Annotated in this window: 14 protein-coding genes and 3 pseudogenes; 7 read left to right on the top strand and 10 right to left on the bottom strand. The window is 61.5% G+C overall.

Going from position 1 to position 17,400, the window contains the following annotated elements; genetic code table 11:
• Positions 1 to 4: 4 nt before the first annotated feature.
• From QMO80_RS19990 to QMO80_RS19980, 3 genes are read left to right on the top strand one after another with little or no spacing between them, the layout of a single operon-like run.
• On the top strand, positions 5 to 898 hold the full coding sequence (locus QMO80_RS19990; RefSeq protein ID WP_283198041.1) for an ABC transporter permease subunit: 894 nt from the start codon (positions 5 to 7) through the stop codon (positions 896 to 898).
• Complete coding sequence (locus QMO80_RS19985) at positions 895 to 1,683, top strand: ABC transporter permease (RefSeq protein ID WP_283198040.1); 789 nt, start codon at positions 895 to 897, stop codon at positions 1,681 to 1,683. Before QMO80_RS19990 ends, QMO80_RS19985 begins: the two co-directional genes overlap by 4 nt.
• Before the next feature lie 11 nt (positions 1,684 to 1,694).
• Positions 1,695 to 2,756 (top strand): ABC transporter ATP-binding protein, encoded by a 1,062-nt coding sequence (locus tag QMO80_RS19980; protein WP_283198039.1) that lies wholly within the window; start codon positions 1,695 to 1,697, stop codon positions 2,754 to 2,756.
• Between the two features lie 427 nt (positions 2,757 to 3,183).
• Here QMO80_RS19980 and QMO80_RS19975 read toward each other — a convergent pair whose 3' ends face one another.
• Both QMO80_RS19975 and QMO80_RS19970 read right to left on the bottom strand, forming a co-directional pair.
• On the bottom strand, positions 3,184 to 4,212 hold the full coding sequence (locus tag QMO80_RS19975; RefSeq protein WP_283198038.1) for a proline racemase family protein: 1,029 nt from the start codon (positions 4,210 to 4,212) through the stop codon (positions 3,184 to 3,186).
• A gap of 262 nt (positions 4,213 to 4,474) precedes the next feature.
• Positions 4,475 to 4,643 (bottom strand): annotated as a pseudogene (locus tag QMO80_RS19970) (sugar ABC transporter ATP-binding protein); the annotation flags it as partial.
• Between QMO80_RS19970 and QMO80_RS19965 the strand changes: the two are divergent.
• A pseudogene (locus QMO80_RS19965) lies at positions 4,643 to 4,903 on the top strand (TOBE domain-containing protein); the annotation flags it as partial. The pseudogenes QMO80_RS19970 and QMO80_RS19965 overlap by 1 nt on opposite strands.
• Positions 4,904 to 5,179: 276 nt before the next feature.
• On the opposite strand, the gene QMO80_RS19960 reads toward QMO80_RS19965, so the two are convergent.
• The 5 genes from QMO80_RS19960 to QMO80_RS19940 form a co-directional block, all read right to left on the bottom strand.
• Positions 5,180 to 6,181 (bottom strand): ABC transporter ATP-binding protein, encoded by a 1,002-nt coding sequence (locus QMO80_RS19960; RefSeq protein ID WP_283198037.1) that lies wholly within the window; start codon positions 6,179 to 6,181, stop codon positions 5,180 to 5,182.
• Between the two features lie 10 nt (positions 6,182 to 6,191).
• Positions 6,192 to 7,253 (bottom strand): Gfo/Idh/MocA family protein, encoded by a 1,062-nt coding sequence (locus QMO80_RS19955; RefSeq protein ID WP_283198036.1) that lies wholly within the window; start codon positions 7,251 to 7,253, stop codon positions 6,192 to 6,194.
• Entirely contained in the window at positions 7,250 to 8,089 is an 840-nt protein-coding gene (locus tag QMO80_RS19950) for a carbohydrate ABC transporter permease (protein ID WP_283198035.1), read from the bottom strand. The genes QMO80_RS19955 and QMO80_RS19950 overlap by 4 nt, the downstream gene beginning before the upstream one ends.
• A gap of 9 nt (positions 8,090 to 8,098) precedes the next feature.
• On the bottom strand, positions 8,099 to 9,046 hold the full coding sequence (locus QMO80_RS19945; RefSeq protein ID WP_283198034.1) for a carbohydrate ABC transporter permease: 948 nt from the start codon (positions 9,044 to 9,046) through the stop codon (positions 8,099 to 8,101).
• Positions 9,047 to 9,261: 215 nt separating this feature from the next.
• Positions 9,262 to 10,521: an ABC transporter substrate-binding protein gene (locus QMO80_RS19940; RefSeq protein ID WP_283198033.1), complete on the bottom strand. Its 1,260-nt coding sequence runs from the start codon at positions 10,519 to 10,521 to the stop codon at positions 9,262 to 9,264.
• 522 nt (positions 10,522 to 11,043) lie between these two features.
• Between QMO80_RS19940 and QMO80_RS19935 the strand changes: the two genes are divergently transcribed.
• From QMO80_RS19935 to QMO80_RS19925, 3 genes are read left to right on the top strand one after another with little or no spacing between them, the layout of a single operon-like run.
• Positions 11,044 to 11,928, top strand: coding sequence for an N-acetylglucosamine kinase (locus QMO80_RS19935; RefSeq protein ID WP_283198032.1), 885 nt, complete (start codon positions 11,044 to 11,046; stop codon positions 11,926 to 11,928).
• The gene (locus QMO80_RS19930; RefSeq protein WP_088681285.1) at positions 11,925 to 12,689 is read left to right on the top strand and encodes a GntR family transcriptional regulator; all 765 of its coding nucleotides are present in this window, start codon (positions 11,925 to 11,927) and stop codon (positions 12,687 to 12,689) included. Before QMO80_RS19935 ends, QMO80_RS19930 begins: the two co-directional genes overlap by 4 nt.
• Positions 12,690 to 12,748: 59 nt before the next feature.
• The gene (locus QMO80_RS19925; RefSeq protein WP_283198031.1) at positions 12,749 to 12,973 is read left to right on the top strand and encodes a type II toxin-antitoxin system prevent-host-death family antitoxin; all 225 of its coding nucleotides are present in this window, start codon (positions 12,749 to 12,751) and stop codon (positions 12,971 to 12,973) included.
• 27 nt (positions 12,974 to 13,000) lie between these two features.
• On the opposite strand, the pseudogene QMO80_RS19920 reads toward QMO80_RS19925, so the two are convergent.
• The 3 genes and pseudogenes from QMO80_RS19920 to metH form a co-directional block, all read right to left on the bottom strand.
• Positions 13,001 to 13,235 (bottom strand): annotated as a pseudogene (locus tag QMO80_RS19920) (type II toxin-antitoxin system Phd/YefM family antitoxin).
• Positions 13,236 to 13,242: 7 nt separating this feature from the next.
• Positions 13,243 to 13,386, bottom strand: a complete 144-nt coding sequence (locus tag QMO80_RS19915) for a hypothetical protein (RefSeq protein ID WP_283198030.1) — start codon at positions 13,384 to 13,386, stop codon at positions 13,243 to 13,245.
• Between the two features lie 188 nt (positions 13,387 to 13,574).
• A complete protein-coding gene (metH, locus tag QMO80_RS19910) occupies positions 13,575 to 17,348 on the bottom strand; it encodes a methionine synthase (protein WP_283198029.1) in 3,774 nt (1,257 codons plus the stop codon).
• Positions 17,349 to 17,400 lie beyond the last annotated feature (52 nt).

Genomic DNA, 17,400 nt, shown 5'->3' with positions numbered 1-17,400 from the left:
TTCCATGAGTACCGTTTCAACGCCGATGGTGAGCAGCGCCCCCTTGATCAACAAAGACCGCGTGATCGACTGGCTGGGTATTGCCCCCTTCATTACTTTCTCGCTGCTATTCCTGATCATCCCCACGCTCTATCTTGTGGTAGGCGCGTTCTTGACGCCCGAGGGCAATTTCACGCTAAAGAATATCGGCGATCTCTTTACCCCATCGATCATGAGCGCCTACTGGATCAGTATCAAGGTCTCGGTGGCGTCCGCTCTCGGTGGTGCGCTGATCGGCTTTTTCCTCGCCTGGGCCGTCGTGCTCGGCGGTCTGCCTGCCTCGGTGCGCTCGACGCTGCTGACCTTTTCCGGCGTCGCCTCGAATTTCGCCGGCGTGCCGCTCGCCTTCGCCTTCCTGGCAACGCTCGGCCGCACCGGCCTCGTGACGGTCTTCCTGCGGGAATGGTTCGGCTTCAATCTTTACGGCACCGGCTTCAACCTTCTGTCCTTCTTCGGCCTCACCATCACCTACATGTATTTCCAGATCCCGCTGATGGTGCTGATCCTGACACCGGCGTTGGACGGCATGAAGAAGGAATGGCGCGAAGCCTCTGAGATTCTCGGCGCCACCAATCGCCAGTACTGGACGATGGTTGCCTTGCCGATCCTCTGGCCGAGCCTGCTCGGCACGACACTGCTGCTCTTCGCCAACGCCTTCGGCGCCATCGCCACTGCTTTCGCGCTGACCGGCAGCTCGCTGAACATCGTGCCGATCCTGCTCTACGCGCAGATCCGCGGCGACGTCCTGCACAATGCCAATCTCGGTTACGCCATCGCGCTCGGCATGATCGTCATTACCGGCGTCTCCAACGTCCTTTACCTCATGCTGCGCATGCGCGCCGAACGGTGGCAGAAATGAAAGCTCAACGTCTCGGAGCCTGGCTCGCCATCATTCTCGGCGCATCCTATTTCGTCATTCCCCTGATCGGAACCATCGAATTTTCGCTGCGCATGCGCCGCGGCGAATACAGCCTCGATGCCTATGAGTCGGTCTTCTCCGACGTTCAGTTCCACGAGACCTTCGGCTATTCCATGCTGATGGCGCTGCTGACCATCGTCTTCGGCATGCTGCTCGTGGTGCCGACAGCCTATTGGGTGCGCCTGCGCCTGCCGCAGATGCGACCGGTCGTCGAATTCATCACGCTGCTGCCGTTGGTCATCCCGGCAATCGTCATCGTCTTCGGTTATCTCAGGATGTACAATTCGTCGTCCTATATGCCGCTGACCGGCTCGACGACCGGCACCAATATCCTGCTGGTGTTCTCCTACATCACCCTGTCGCTGCCCTATATGTACCGTGCCGTCGATACCGCAATGCGCGCCATCGACGTCCGCACGCTGACGGAAGCGGCCGAGAGCCTCGGCGCCCGCTGGACGACGATCATGTTCAGGTGCATTTTCCCCAACGTCATGAGCGGCGTGCTGTCGGGCGCCTTCATCACGCTGGCGATCGTCATGGGCGAATTCACCTTCGCCGCCCTGCTCAACCGTCCGGCCTTCGGCCCTTACCTGCAGCTTGTCGGCGCCAACAAGGCCTACGAGCCTTCGGCACTCGCCGTCATCGCCTTCTCGATCACCTGGCTCAGCATGGGCCTGCTCAATCTCGTTTCCCGCTTCGGCAAAGCCCGCCCGGCAAAGGCTTAAGGTACCGGCTCATGTCCTTTCTCACACTGAACAACATCCAGAAATCCTTCGGCCCGGTCCAGGTCGTCAAAAACTTCAACATGAACATCGAAAAGGGTGAATTCGTCTCCTTCCTCGGACCGTCCGGCTGCGGCAAGACGACCGTCCTGCGCATGATCGCCGGCTTCGAAACCCCGACCGGCGGCACGTTGACCATCAACGGCAAGGACCAGAGCGCGCTGAAACCGAACCAGCGCAACATCGGCATGGTCTTCCAGGCTTATGCGCTGTTTCCAAACATGACGGTGCACGACAACGTCGCCTTCGGCCTCAAGGTCGCCGGCGCCCCAAAGCCTGAGATCGATGCCCGCGTCAAGGAAATGCTCGGCCTGATCAAGCTCGATCACCTGGCCGACCGCTTCCCCTACCAATTGTCGGGCGGCCAGCAGCAGCGTGTCGCGCTTGCCCGCGCGCTCGCCGTCAAGCCGCAGGTGCTGCTGCTCGACGAGCCGCTCTCCGCACTCGACGCCAAGATTCGCGTGTCGCTGCGCGAGGAAATCCGCGCGATCCAGCAGCAGCTCGGCATCACCACGGTTTTCGTCACCCACGATCAGGAAGAGGCGCTGTCGATCTCCGACCGCATCGTCGTGATGAATGCCGGCAAGGCCGACCAGATCGGCTCACCTTTCGAGATCTACAATACGCCCGCAACGCGTTTTGTCGCCTCTTTCGTCGGCACGCTGAACCTCATCGAGGCCAAGGTCGTCGACCCGGACACCAACCTCATCCAGATCGGCGACCAGAAGATCACGCTGAAGCAGTCGGTCGCAGCCCACAAGGCCGGCGAGACCATCTCGCTGGCGCTGCGCCCGGAAGCAGGCTCGCTCTCCGACAGCGTCAGAAGCGATACCGCGCTCACCGGTCAGGTCGTCTCGGCCCACTTCCTGGGGTCGGTCATCCGCACCCGCATGAATGTCGGCGGCAACGTCATCTCCTTCGACATGTTCAATAGCCCGGGCGTCACCCCGCCGCAGGCCGGCGAAATCGTGACGCTGCGTTTCATGGCGGCCGATTTGCTGGTCATCCGCGACTGAGTTTGACGAACCACTCATGCAAAAGGCGCCGTAAAACGGCGCCTTTTGCATTACTTAGAGCCTTTCCTGGTTAGATTGAAGCATTCTGTTGGCTCAAACGGAGTCGGATGGTCGACCGGCCGGCGCGCGTCGTAGCCCAGCTCTACGGCCAAGCCGGCCGGTCGATCAGCCAGCCCGTTTCAGCCAACCCTCCCGCAGATTTGCCTGGCAAATCTGCAAGACTCTAAAGCGCCGGCCGCACTGATCGCTTCGCCGCGGCGAAGCGGTGCGGCCGGAGGGCCGGGCATCTTTCCGCCAGGATCAGAGGCGATCGGCTCGGCCGTACCTGGGGTATGCCCGTCGCCAATCGCCTCTGCCCTGACGAAAACCTGCTCCGGCAGAATGCTTCAATCTGACCAGGAAAGGCTCTAACGGCATCCCCGTCTCTTTAGAGGTCCATGGGCCAGGTGTCGGAGAGGCGATAGCCGGCCTGGAACGGATCGGCCGGATCGACCATGAGCTGCTTCGTGCCGATGACCCATGCGCGACCCGAGATGATCGGGATGATGCCGGGCTTGCCGTTGATGTCGACTTCGCCATCGATGCTGCAATGGAACTCCGTGTCCAGCAGCGAGGTGCCTATGAACTTTTCGCCCGCCTTCATCTGACCCTTGGCGTGAAGCACGGCCATGCGAGCCGAACATCCCGTGCCGCAGGGAGAACGGTCTATTTTGCCCGGACGGATGGCGACCGCATTCTTGCCCCAGAACACGCCATCCCTCTTTTCGAGCGGATCGGTGATCTGGCAAAAGGAGATGTGGCCCCAATCATTGCCCGGGTGCTTGAAGCCGAGCTGATCGTTGGCGGCTTCGGTTATCTTGACTCCCATGCGGGCGATATCGCGCGCGTGATCCGGCCGGAGGCTGAGCCCTATGGAAGCCGCATCGACGATGACGAAGCTGTCGCCGCCATAGGCCGTGTCGACCGTGACCGTGCCGATACCTTCAACCTCAATCCTGGCATCGAGCCTGTCGGCAAAGGAAGGGACGTTACGGACGCGGATGCGTTCGGCCTTGCCGTTGCGGCACTCGGCTTCGACCTCGATCAGGCCGCCCGGCGGCTCGAGGATCATGCGGGTGATGGGTTCCTGCATCGGAATGATGCCCGTATCGAGCAGCACGGTTGACACGCACATGGAGTTTGAACCCGACATCGGAGGCGTGTCGGCCGGCTCCATGATGATCCAGCCCATCTGCGCCTTGGGGTTCTTCGGCGGGACGAGCAGGTTGACGTGGCGGAACACGCCACCGCGAGGTTCGTTCAATACGAAATTTCTGAGCGTCTTATCCTCGGCAATCCACCGCGACTGCTCCCACACCGTTGCGCCGGAAGGCGGCGCGACGCCGCCAACAATGACGTCACCCACCTCACCTTCCGCATGGCAGCTGACGATATGCACGATCTTGGAGGTACGCATCTGGTGTTCCCCGCGCTTATTGTTCGAGACCGGAGCAATTCCAGCAAAAGCGTGCAGCTGCTTTGCAGCCGGAACCGCATGAAAATCTCGTGGAGGAGATCTCCACCACGCCAACTAGAATAACGTATACGATCTACGATACGGAAGTCAAGCGTGTCTGGCGGGCGGAGCAATGTGGCACAAAAAAATAGAGGGCTGTGACCGAGCCTCCTTTGAAATTTGCGCGCATGCTTTCCGAAAATAGATCCAGTTGTTGCCATGCTCGGATGGTCTGGTCGTCCACATCGAACCGGTGGACACGCGCCTGATCCGGCGTGGCATAAACGATTTCGTCGGGTTCGTACTGATGTTCGCCAAACAGACGCGCCGTCAGCAAGCCCGCATTGATCGGATTCCAGATAGATGATCGTGTCGGCGCCGAGATGCTCGACACAAGGCCGGCGAGACCATCTCGCTGGCGCTGCGCCCGGAAGCAGGCTCGCTCTCCGACACCGCCAGAAGCGATACGGCGCTCACCGGTCAGGTCGTCTCGGCCCACTTCCCGGGGTCGGTCATCCGCACCCGCATGGATGTCGGCGGCAACGTCATCTCCTTCGACATGTTCAATAGCCCAGGCGTCACCCCGCCGCAGGCCGGCGAAACCGTCACGCTGCGTTTCCTGGCGGCCGATTCGCTGGTCATCCGCGACTGAGTTTACCAGCACCGCTCACGCAAAAGGCGCCGTAAAACGGCGCCTTTTTTTGGGGGGAATGATTGAGGAGACAGCAGCCTTTGGGACGAAGGCATGGCCGCGAGTCTCTTCTCCCCAGCGGGGAGAAGGTGCCGGCAGGCGGATGAGTGGGCCACACGGCAGAACATTTGTCATTGTTGTACCGAGCGAGCAGGGCAATCAATGCTGTGCCGTGTGGCCCCCTCATCCGACCCTTCGGGCCACCTTCTCCCCGCCGGGGAGAAGGGAAGCCCCCCCTCAGCGGATCGCTTGGTCGTCCACATCGAAGCGGTGGACACGGGCCTGATCCGGCGTCGCATAAACGATCTCATCAGGTTCATATTGATGTTCGCCGAACAGACGCGCCGTCAGCAGGCCGCACTGATCGGATTCCAGATAGATGATCGTGTCTGCGCCGAGATGCTCGACATGTACGACCTTCGCCGCCCAGGTTCCCTGTTCGCGCGACAGCGTCATATGTTCGGGACGCACGCCGATCGTCTTGGCGCTGTGGTCGCCGACCTTCTCGGCCGCGATGAAATTCATCTGCGGCGAACCGATGAAGCCGGCGACGAAGACATTGGCGGGACGGTTGTAAAGTTCCATCGGCGAGCCGATCTGTTCGATCGCGCCGGCATTCAGCACCACGATCTTGTCGGCCAGCGTCATCGCCTCGACCTGGTCGTGGGTGACATAGATCATCGTCGCTTTCAGGCTTCGGTGCAGCTGGGCGATTTCGAGGCGGGTCTGGACGCGCAGCGCCGCATCGAGGTTCGACAGCGGCTCGTCGAACAGGAAGAGTTCCGGCTCGCGCACGATGGCGCGGCCGATCGCGACGCGCTGGCGCTGGCCGCCAGAGAGTTCAGCAGGCCGCCGCGCCAGATAGGGGGCGAGCGACAGCATGCCGGAGGCTTTGCCGACTCGGCTGTCGATCTCGTCTTTGGCCGTGCCGGCCTGCTTGAGGCCGAGGCCCATATTGTCCTTGACCGTCAGGTGCGGATAGAGCGCATAGGACTGGAACACCATGGCGATGCCACGCTTGGCCGGCGGCGTCAGCGTCTCGTCGCGGCCGTTGATGACGACGGCGCCCGAGGTGACGTCTTCGAGGCCGGCGATGCTGCGCAACAGTGTCGATTTCCCGCAGCCCGACGGCCCGACAAAGATGACGAATTCGCCGTCCTTGACTTCGAGGTCGATGCCCTTCAGCACCTCATGCGTGCCATAAGTCTTGCGGATGGATTTGAGTTGAAGTGATCCCACTGATTTTTCCTTACAATCTGACCGGCTGGCCGGTGCGCACGCTCTCGTCGGCGGCAAGGCAGATGCGCAGCGACGCCACCGCATCCGCCATATGGCGATCGAGGTTCAGATCCTCGCGGATCGCCCTCAGCATGAAGGCCTGTTCCAGGTCGCAGAGTGCCTGATGACCGGGCTCGCCCATCATCCTCAGGTCCTGGTCGGGCCGGATGAACTTGCCGTCCGGGCCGGTTTCGGCCGTATGCAGACGGATCACCGAAGTCTTGGTGTGGGTGTCGATATCGTCGGACTTGGCGTTCGGATCCATGACGATCGACACCGCGCCCTTCGGCGACATCACATCCTTCACGAAGAAGGCGGTCTCCGAAATCATCGGCCCCCAACCGGCCTCGTACCAGCCGACCGAACCGTCCTCGAAGAGCACCTGCAGCTGGCCGTAATTGTACATGTCGACGGCGATCTCGTCGGACAGCCGCAGCCCCATGCCGCGCACCTCGACGGCTTTCGCATCGGTGATCTGGCACATGACGTCGACATAATGCACGCCGCAATCGACGATCGGCGAGGTGGTCTGCATCAGCGACTTGTGCGTCGCCCAGGTCGGGCCGCTGGATTGCTGGTTGAGATTCATGCGGAAGACGTAAGGCGGGCCGAGTTTGCGGGCTTCCTCTATCAGCTTCATCCAGGACGGATGATGGCGAAGAATATAACCGATCACCAGCTTGCGCCCCGCCTTCTTCGCTGCCGCAACAACACGCTCGGCATCGGCGACGGTGGTCGCCAGCGGCTTTTCCACGAAGACGTCGCAGCCGGCCTCGAAGGCGGCGACGGCAAAATCGGCATGGCTGTCGGAATAGGTGTTGATCGAGCAGAGGTCCGGCTTCAGTTCGGCCAGCGCCGTCGTGAAATCGGGATGGATCTTGTAGCCCTGCAGCTCGGGCTCCAGTTTCGGCGTCGAGCGGTTGACCAGACCGACGACCTCGAAGCCCCGATTGTTGTGATAGGCGAGCGCATGGCTGCGGCCCATATTGCCGAGGCCGGCAACGAGGACGCGGATCGGTTTCTCCTGGTTCATTTGACGGCTCCCGACGTGATGCCGCGGATCAACTGCCGCGAGAAGATGACGTAGAGGACGAGGATCGGCAGGATCGCCAGCGACAGCGCCGCCAGCACCGCATTCCAGTTGGTGACGAACTGCCCGATGAAGATCTGCGAGCCGAGCGTTACCGTCTTGGTGGCCTCGGAGGGCGCGAGGATCAGCGGGAACCAGAGATCGTTCCAGATCGGGATCATGGTGAAGACGGCGACTGTTGCCATGGCGGGGCGCACCAGCGGCAGCACCAAGCGGAAGAAGATCGCATATTCGGAAAGCCCGTCGATGCGCCCGGCATTCTTGAGATCGTCCGAAACCGTGCGCATGAATTCCGACAGGATGAAAATCGCCAGCGGTATGCCTTGCGCGGTATAGACGAGGACCAGCGCCGTCAGCGTATTGACGAGACCGGCCGCCACCATGCCCTGCAGGATCGCCACCGTGCCGAGACGAATCGGGATCATGATGCCGATCGCCATATAGAGCCCGAGCAGCATATTGCCGCGAAAGCGGTATTCCGAAAGCGCGAAGGCCGCCATCGCACCGAAAAGCAGCACCAGCAGGATCGAGACGATCGTGACGATGAAGCTGTTCTGGAAATAGGTGGCGAAATCGCCCTGCCCCAGCACCGTCTGATAGCCGACGAGGCTGAAGGTCGACGGCGTCGGCACCATCAGCGGCTCGCGGAAGATCGAGGCGCGATCCTTGAACGAGTTGACCACGGTCAGGAAAACCGGAAACAGCGCGACCAGCGTATAGGCGGAGAGCGCCAGATGCACGAGGCCGGTGCGGATTGGAGATGTGCGTGCCTTGGACATGCGCGCTCCTCAGAACTGGTAGCGACGCATGCGCCGCTGAATGACGAAGAGATAAAGCGAGACGCCGGCGAGGATGATGAGGAACATCACCGTGGCGATCGTCGCGCCCATCGAGCGGTCGCCGAGTTGCAGCTGGAAACCGAAGAAGGTGCGGTAGAGCAGCGTGCCGAGAATGTCGGTCGACATGTCGGGCCCGGCCAGCGCCCCCTGCACGGTGTAGATCAGGTCGAAGGCATTGAAATTGCCGACGAAGGTCAGGATCGAGATGATGCCGATCGCCGGCAGGATGAGCGGCAGCTTGATCTTCCAGAACTGCGCCCAGCCGGTGATGCCGTCGCATTCGGCCGCCTCGATCACCTCTTCAGGAATGCTGAGCAGCGCGGCATAGATCAGCATCATCGGAATGCCGATATATTGCCAGTTGGAGATCAGCGACACCGCGATCAGCGCCGAACCGGGCTTGCCGAGCCAGGGCGCGAACAGGAATTTCAACCCGATGAGATCGAGCATCCAAGGCGCCACACCCCAGATCGGCGAAAGGATCAGTTTCCAGATGAAGCCGACGATAACGAAAGAAAGCAGCGTCGGCAGGAATATCGCCGTGCGGTAAAAGGCGACGCCGCGCAGCTTCGGCACCGAAAGCAGTGCGGCAAGCGCAATACCGATCGGGTTTTGTACGCACATGTGGATGGCGAAGAAGATCAGGTTGTTGACCAGCGCGTTCCAGAAATCATGCGCCCAGCGCGGATCGCCGAACAGCACCTTGAAATTCGCAAGTCCGACGAAGGCCGGCTGCCCGTCGACAATATTGTAAAGCGAAAGCCTGAGCGTTTCGATCAGCGGCAGCACCATGACGGCGGAGTAGACGATCACCGCCGGCAGCATGAAAACGAAGATGTGCCAGCGTACCGGGCGCTTGATCGGGACGATATCGGCCGCGTTGTCGGTTGGGCTCATGGCTTTTGCCTGTTCTAGTCACTGGCCGCAAACTTGCGTGCACAGGTGGAAAACGTTGCGCCTCACCCGAACTCTCTGCCGTCTGGGAAGAGAGGCAACGCCCTGCTGGGATGCCATCGGACCGAGAGGTCGCTGCGAGTCTCCTTCTCCCCGCAAGCGGGGAGAAGGTGGCCGGCAGGCCGGATGAGGGGCCGCAAACGCCGCCCCTGATCACATCACTTCGCCGGCTTGTACCAGCTGTCGAGGCCCTTCTGGAGCTTTTCCGCAGCAACCTTGGGCGTATCGGTGCCGTTGATCACGTTGGCCGATTCCACCCAGGTCTCGTTTTCGAGATTCGGCGTGCCGCGCGACAGGATCTGATAGGTCGAGCGCACGGTCGACTTGTACGGGCCGCGCCAGGAAACGAATTCCTGAGCGAGCGGATCGGACATCTTCACCGGGTTGGAGTTCAGGCTGAAGAAACCCGGCAGCGCATTGGCATAGATATCGGCGAATTCGGGCGAAGCGACCCAGCTGAGGAATTTCTTGGCTTCCTCGGCATGCGTGCTCTTCGCGTTCAAGGCGACGCCGATATCGGGATGGTCGGAGATGTAGCCCGTGTCGCCGGCCTTCGGAACCGGCGGCGGGAAGGCGCCCATCTTGAACTGCGCCTGCGTGTTGAAGAGCGCGATTTCCCAGGAACCGGCCGGATAGATGGCGGCGCGGCCGAGCGTAAAGAGGTTCTGGCTGTCCGAATAGGTCTGGGCTTCGAAACCGTCGCCGAGATAGGGCTTCCACTTGGCAAGTTCTTCATAGGGCTTGACCCAGTCGGCGTCCGTCAGCTTCTGCTTGCCTGCGATCAGCGCTTCGCGGCCCTCTTCACCCTTCCAGTAGTTCGGGCCGATGTTCTGGTAGCCCATGGTCGCGGCTTCCCAGAGATCCTTCGTGCCCATGGCGAGCGGAATGTAGGTACCGTCAGCCTTGATCTTGTCGAGTGCTGCGTAGAACTCGTCCTGGGTCTTCGGCACGGAGATGCCGAGCTTGTCGAAGGCATCCTTGTTGTAGATGAAGCCGTGGATGACCGAAGCCATCGGCACGCAGAAGGTCGACTTGCCGTCGTCGGTGGTCCATGCGGCCTTGGCGACAGCTGAGAAGTTCTCCATGCCGGGCAGGCTGGTGATGTCGACGAGCTGCTTCTTGTTGAAGAGTTCGAGCGAAGCGTCGAACGGACGGCAGGTGATGATGTCGCCCGCGGAGCCGGCATCGAGCTTGGCGTTCAGCGAGGCGTTGTATTCGGTCGGCGCGGTCGGCGAGAAGACGATCTTGATGCCCGGGTTCTTCGCTTCGAAGGCCGGAATGATCTTCTCCTGCCAGATCTGCAGGTCGTCGTTACGCCAGCTTTCGACCGTCAGCGTAACGTCGGCGGCGTGGACGAGACCGGCTGACGTCAGCAGGCTGGAAGCAAGCAGCAGGCTTTTCAGAGCAGTGTTTTTCATTTCCCTCTCCTGTGTTTTAAGCGCCGCAAGGCGCTGTTTTCGATCTGAAACAAGCAGTTGGCGTGTTTGAGGAAACACCCAACGCCTCTTGGAGGGCCGCCAGCACCTGCCGGCCCCGAAAGCTCGATGGACGCGAGGCGGTCGCCTGCGCCGACTGCGCCCCGTCCCGGTGACTGCACCGGGATGGGCAAATGGATGGGAAAGCTGACAGACGCCCGAACTTGCCATCAGCCTCAGAGGCCATGGGTCGTTCTCCTGGTCATCCTCGAAGCGGCTCCGGCTTGCCAAGCTGCCGGTTTTCGTGGGCCTCGAAACGCTGTTCCCTTCTACCAAATTAATGCCAAAAAAATACCAATTGTCCAGGCGATTTTAACTTTTGGAGACAAGAAAATTCATTAAAAAATTTTATTAAGCAAAATCAATATGATAAAAAGATACATTTTCTCGATGTTTTCCGCTTGGTAAATGGTATTTTTTTGGTATTGTATAGAAAACCAAAGGGAACGGCGTATCGGAGGCCCGATGACGGAGCTGGCAATCGGCATAGATGGCGGCGGAACGAGCTGCCGGGCGGCGGTCGCGGATAGGGATGGCAATGTCATCGGCCGCGGCAAATCTGGCCCCGCCAACATCCTGTCCGATCTGGAACACTCTCTTCTCAACATCGTCGAATCCGCCCGGCAGGCATTGAGCGATGCCGGGCTCGACGCTGAGGATCTTTCCTCAGTTGTATCGGTCGTCGGCGTCGCCGGCGCCAATGTCATGGATTACGGTGAGCGAATCGAAAGAGCTCTGCCCTTTGCCGAAGGCCGCGTTGTTACCGATGCCTTGATCTCTCTTCAGGGTGCGCTCGGCGATGCCGACGGCATCGTCGCCGCCTTCGGCACCGGCTCGGTCTATAATGCCCGGCGGGACGGCCGCCTGCGCGGCATCGGCGGCTGGGGCTTCGTCGTCGGCGACCAGGCAAGCGGCGCCCGCCTTGGCCGCGATCTCATGGAGCGATCACTGCTCGCCCATGACGGCGTGCGCCCGGCTTCGCCCATCACCGAAGCGATCATGGCCGAATATGGCAACGATCCGGAGCGCATCGTCGAATTCGCCCATACGGCACGGCCGAAGGATTTTGCCCGTTACGCGCCGATTGTTTTCGAACATGCGACAAGGGGCGATGCCGTCGCGGCCGGCATCGTCAGCGATGCGGCAACAGCGATCGGCGAAAGCCTCGAGGCGCTGCTCTGGCCCGAATGCCCCTCGATCTGCCTGCTCGGCGGCCTCGCCGAAGCTTATGAACCCTGGCTTTCCGAACGCTACAGGTCGCGGCTTGCCAGACCCAGGAACGATGCCCAGCAAGGCGCGGTGGAACTTGCGGTCAAGCTCCTCAACGACAGACAGAGAGGTGCGGCATGACCGACGACCTCGCCACTCTCCTTTCCCTGCAGCGCCTGCAGGCCGCCGGCACCGGCCCGCTCTATGTCAAGCTGCGCCGCACGCTGGAAGAAGCGGTGCGCACCGGCACGCTCGGCCACGGCGATGCGCTGCCGCCGGAACGCGATATCGCGGAATTCGCCGCCGTCAGCCGCGTCACCGTGCGCAAGGCAATCGATGAACTCGTCGCCGACGGCCTGCTGGTGCGCCGCCACGGCTCCGGCACCTTCGTCGCCAAGCCGGTCTCGAAGGTCGAGCAGCGCCTGTCACAGCTCACCTCCTTCACTGAGGATATGGCGCGCCGTGGCATGTCCTCCCGTTCGGAGTGGCTGCACAAGGGCGTCCACACCCCCTCGCCCGACGAGATGATGATTCTCGGCCTCGGCACCGACGTGAAGGTGTCGCGCCTTTCGCGCCTGCGCATCGCCGACGATCAGCCGCTGGCGATCGAGAACGCCAGCGTCTCCGGCGAATTCCTGCCCGATCCCTCAGCTGTCACCAACTCGCTCTATGCCGAACTCGAACGCCTCAACGTGCGGCCGGTACGCGCCGTGCAGCGCATCTCGGCGACCAATATGAAGGAAGCCGACGCCCAGCTTCTCGGCGTCCCCGTCGGCGCCGCCGGCCTGTCGATCGAGCGCATCTCCTATCTCGGCTCCGGCCGTGCCGTCGAATTCACCCGCTCGCTCTATCGCGGCGACGCCTACGATTTCGTCGCCGAGCTGACGATCGGGGTGACCTGACGGCTTGAGCCTATACGAATTATACGTTTAATTTGGATGTCGAAGGCTGGAAACCTATCATGGCTCAGACCACGTCTCTGGAATTTCAGCGTCAGGCGCGGCATGAGCCCATCGAGATCACCTGTCATGGCCGCCGCGAATTCGTGCTGATGTCGGCCGAGCAATACGATTGGCTGAAAGCCGCCTCGCGACGAGCGCACAAAACCGTCGACGCCTTGCCCGTCGTCATCGATGCCGTCGAGAAAGCTGGGATGGATGCCGCACACTCGCCGGCGAACTCATGAATAAAGCATTGTCTAGCAGAAGCGAATTCACTCACTCCCTTTCCAGACCGCGAGTTCGCGCTCGGTCATAGGCGCGAAAAAGTCCGGCCCATTTCCGGTGACTTGCCCTTTGAGCAGGCCGATTTTGAAGGAAGACCGTTCAATCGGAATGATCTTCACCACGGGTTTTCGCCCCCTTGGCGATCACCACGGCCTCACCGGAAAGAGCAGCATCGATCAATTTCGATAGATTGGTCTTTGCGGCCCGGACGGTCACTTGCATTGCGGCCTCATTTGCTAACTTGGCCTAAGAATGCCATCCCATCGTTATATCCGCTATCGAATTCAAACAGCCTGAGCGCGGTAATGATCAAGCCTATCGAAAGCATGAAGCCGGAAACGGCTGAAAAGACCGCCAACTTCTCCTTCGTCATGCTCGGGCTTGTCCCGAGCATCTGCCTCCGGTCGACAGGGCAGCAGATCCTCGGCACAAGGCCGAGCATGACGCCGAGTAACGAGATTTGTCGTTGAACTGCGCCGGAAAGTGAATCACTTCCCGGCTTTCATTCATTGAATCGGTTCCTGAGCGCGCCGCCTCAAGCGACTGCGAAGACTCGCCAAATCAGGCCGCATCCTCGATCTCTTCGTCCGTCTTGCGCGGCACGTAGTTCAGCACCGGCCCGAGCCAGCGCTCGACTTCGGGAACCTCCATGCCCTTGCGCTTGGCATAGTCTTCCACCTGATCGCGCTCCACCTTGGCGACGCCGAAATAATAGGAGTCGGGGTGGCCGATATAGAGACCCGAGACGGACGAACCGGGCCACATCGCGTAGCTCTCCGTCAGCTTCACGCCCGCGGTATGTTCCGCATCGAGCAGCTTGAAGAGCGTCTTCTTCTCGGTGTGGTCGGGCTGAGCGGGGTAGCCGGGCGCCGGGCGGATGCCGGCATAGGCTTCGCCGATGAGATCCTCGTTGCTGAGGTGCTCTTCCCTGGCATAGCCCCAATATTCGCGCCGCACCTGCTCATGCATGCGCTCGGCGAAAGCTTCGGCGAAGCGGTCGGCCAGCGCCTTGACGAGGATCGAGGAATAATCGTCGTTGGCGCGCTCGAAGCGCTCGGCGATGGCGATCTCCTCGATGCCAGCCGTCACGACGAAGCCCCCGACATAATCCTGCACGCCGCTTGCGACGGGCGCGACGAAGTCGGAGAGCGCCACGTTCGCCCGCCCGTCCCGCTTCGAAAGCTGCTGCCGCAAGGTGTAGAAGGTGGCAAGCTCCTCGCCGCGGCTTTCATCCGTGAACAGCCGAATATCGTCGCCGACGGCGCCGGCCGGCCAGAAACCGATGACGGCGCGCGGGCGGAACCACTTCTCGTCGATGATCTTCTTCAGCATCGCCTGGGCGTCGGCCCAGAGCGCACGCGCCGCCTCGCCCTGCTTCTCGTCGTCGAGAATACCAGGGAAACGACCGCGCAGTTCCCAGGTCTGGAAGAACGGCGTCCAGTCGATATACCGCGCAAGCTCGGCGAGATCGTAATCCTCAAACACCTGCGTGCCGAAGAATTGCGGCTTCGTCGGCTGGTAGCCGGACCAGTCGACCTTATGTGCATTCTCGCGGGCCCGCGGCAATGGCAGGCGCACTTTCTCTGCCTCGCTGCGCGCATGGGCGGCCGCCACCTTGGCGTATTCAGCCCTTGTATCGTCGACATAACCCTGGCGCGTCTCCGGCGACAGCAGCGCCGAGACGACGCCGACGGCGCGGCTCGCATCGGTGACGTAGATCGCCTGACCCTTGTTGTAGCCGGGATGGATCTTGACGGCCGTATGGACGCGGCTGGTCGTCGCCCCGCCGATCAGCAGCGGGATTTCGAAGCCCTGCCGCTCCATCTCGGCCGCGACATGCACCATCTCGTCGAGCGACGGGGTGATCAGGCCGGATAGGCCGATGACGTCGACCTTTTCGGCGATTGCTGTTTCGAGAATCTTCGTCGCCGGCACCATGACGCCGAGGTCGACGATCTCGTAATTGTTGCAGGCGAGCACAACGCCGACGATGTTCTTGCCGATATCATGCACATCGCCCTTGACCGTCGCCATCAGGATCTTGCCGGCCGAGCGACGTTCCTCGCCGCCGTTCAGGCGCTTTTCCTCTTCCATGTAGGGCAGCAGCACGGCGACCGCCTGCTTCATGACGCGCGCCGATTTGACCACCTGCGGCAGGAACATCTTGCCCGAACCGAACAGATCGCCGACGACGTTCATGCCGGCCATCAGCGGCCCTTCGATGACGTGCAGCGGTCGTGCGGCCTGCTGGCGCGCCTCCTCGGTATCGGCTTCGATATATTCGGTGATGCCGTTGACCAACGCATGTTCGAGACGCTTCTCGACACTCCATTCGCGCCAGGAGAGATCCTGGACCCGGCCTTCCCGAGCGCCGGCGCCACGGAAACGCTCGGCGACTTCGAGCAGCCGTTCGGTGCCGTCGGCGCGGCGGTTCAGCACCACGTCCTCGCAGGCCTCGCGCAGCTCGGGGTCGATGTTGTCGTAGACCGCCAGCTGGCCGGCATTGACGATGCCCATGTCCATGCCCGCCTGGATGGCGTGGTAGAGGAACACCGCGTGCATCGCCTCGCGCACCGGCTCATTGCCGCGGAAGGAGAAGGAAAGGTTGGAGACGCCGCCGGAGATATGGACGAGCGGCATACGCTCACGGATCGTCCGCGTCGCCTCGATGAAATCGACGCCGTAATTATTGTGCTCTTCGATGCCGGTCGCGACCGCGAAAATGTTCGGGTCGAAGATGATGTCCTCGGGCGGGAAACCGATCTTTTCCGTCAGCAGCTTATAGGCGCGCGTGCAGATCTCGACCTTGCGGTCGTAATTGTCCGCCTGCCCCGTCTCGTCGAAGGCCATGACGACGACGGCAGCACCATAATTATGCAGAAGCCGCGCCTGGGCGAGGAAATTCTCCTCGCCTTCCTTCAGCGAGATCGAGTTGACGATCGGCTTGCCCTGGACGCGCTTCAGGCCGGATTCGATGATCGAGAATTTCGAACTATCGATCATGACAGGCACGCGGGCGATGTCCGGCTCGGCGGCGATCAGGTTCAGGAACTCGACCATCGCCTTTTCGGAATCGATCAGGCCCTCGTCCATGTTGATGTCGATCACCTGCGCGCCATTCTCGACCTGGTCGCGCGCCACATCGAGCGCTGCGGTGTAGTCGGCATTGGTGATCAGCTTGCGGAACCTCGCCGAGCCGGTGACGTTGGTGCGCTCGCCGACGTTGACGAAGGGAATGTCCTTGGTCAGCTCGAAGGGTTCGAGGCCCGACAGCGACATGAAGGGGCGATGTTCAGGAATCGGCCGCGGCTTGTATTTGGCAACGGTCTCGGCGATCGCCCGGATGTGCTCCGGCGTCGAGCCGCAGCAGCCGCCGACGATATTGACGAGGCCTTCGCGGGCGAAGCTGTCGATCTGGGCCGCCATCAACTCCGGCGTCTCGTCATACTGGCCGAACTCGTTCGGCAGGCCGGCATTCGGATAGGCGCAGATGAAGGTGTCGGCGACACCCGAGAGTTCCTGCAGGTGCGGACGCATCGCATTGGCGCCGAGCGCGCAGTTGAGCCCGATCGTGAAGGGATTGGCGTGGCGCACCGAGTTCCAGAAGGCCGACGGCGTCTGGCCGGAGAGCGTGCGGCCGGAAAGGTCGGTGATCGTGCCGGAGATCATCACCGGCAGGCGCACGCCCTTGGCCTCGAAACGCTCCTCGCAGGCGAAGATCGCCGCCTTGGCGTTCAGCGTGTCGAAGATCGTCTCGATCAGGATGATGTCGGCACCGCCGTCGATCAGCCCGTCGATCTGCTCGCCATAGGCGGAGCGCAGATCGTCGAAGGTGACGGCGCGGAAGCCGGGGTTGTTGACATCGGGCGAGATCGAGGCGGTGCGGTTGGTCGGGCCGATGGCGCCGGCGACAAAGCGGCGGCGGCCGTCCTCGCGCTCGGCGCGGATCGCCGCGCGGCGGACGATCTCGGCGCCCTCCTTGTTGAGGTCGTAGACGGCGTTCTCCATCTCGTAATCGGCCTGCGCGATGCGGGTCGAGGAGAAGGTGTTGGTCTCGAGAATATCGGCGCCGGCCTTGGCGTATTTGTAATGGATCTCTTCGATCGCATCCGGCTGGGTCAGGATCAGAAGGTCGTTATTGCCCTTCTGATGGCAGGCGCAGCCGATGAAGCGGGTGCCGCGGAACTGGTCTTCGTCATAGCCGAGCCCCTGGATCTGCGTACCCATGGCGCCGTCGAGGACGAGGATGCGTTCGCTCGCGGCTTTGCGCAGCGCTGCGAAAACTTCATTGCCGTCACGTTTGCCCGTTTCCGGACCAAAGAGAGTATCAAACACGGGAGGGCTCCTTGACGTCGTAAGACCAGACAGTTCAAATCACATAAAGATA

It is taken from the genome of Rhizobium sp. BT03 (assembly GCF_030053155.1).
GTDB lineage: Bacteria > Pseudomonadota > Alphaproteobacteria > Rhizobiales > Rhizobiaceae > Rhizobium.
The sequence above is the reverse complement of the archived record's forward strand: the minus strand, read 5'-3'. Positions and strand labels throughout refer to the sequence as shown.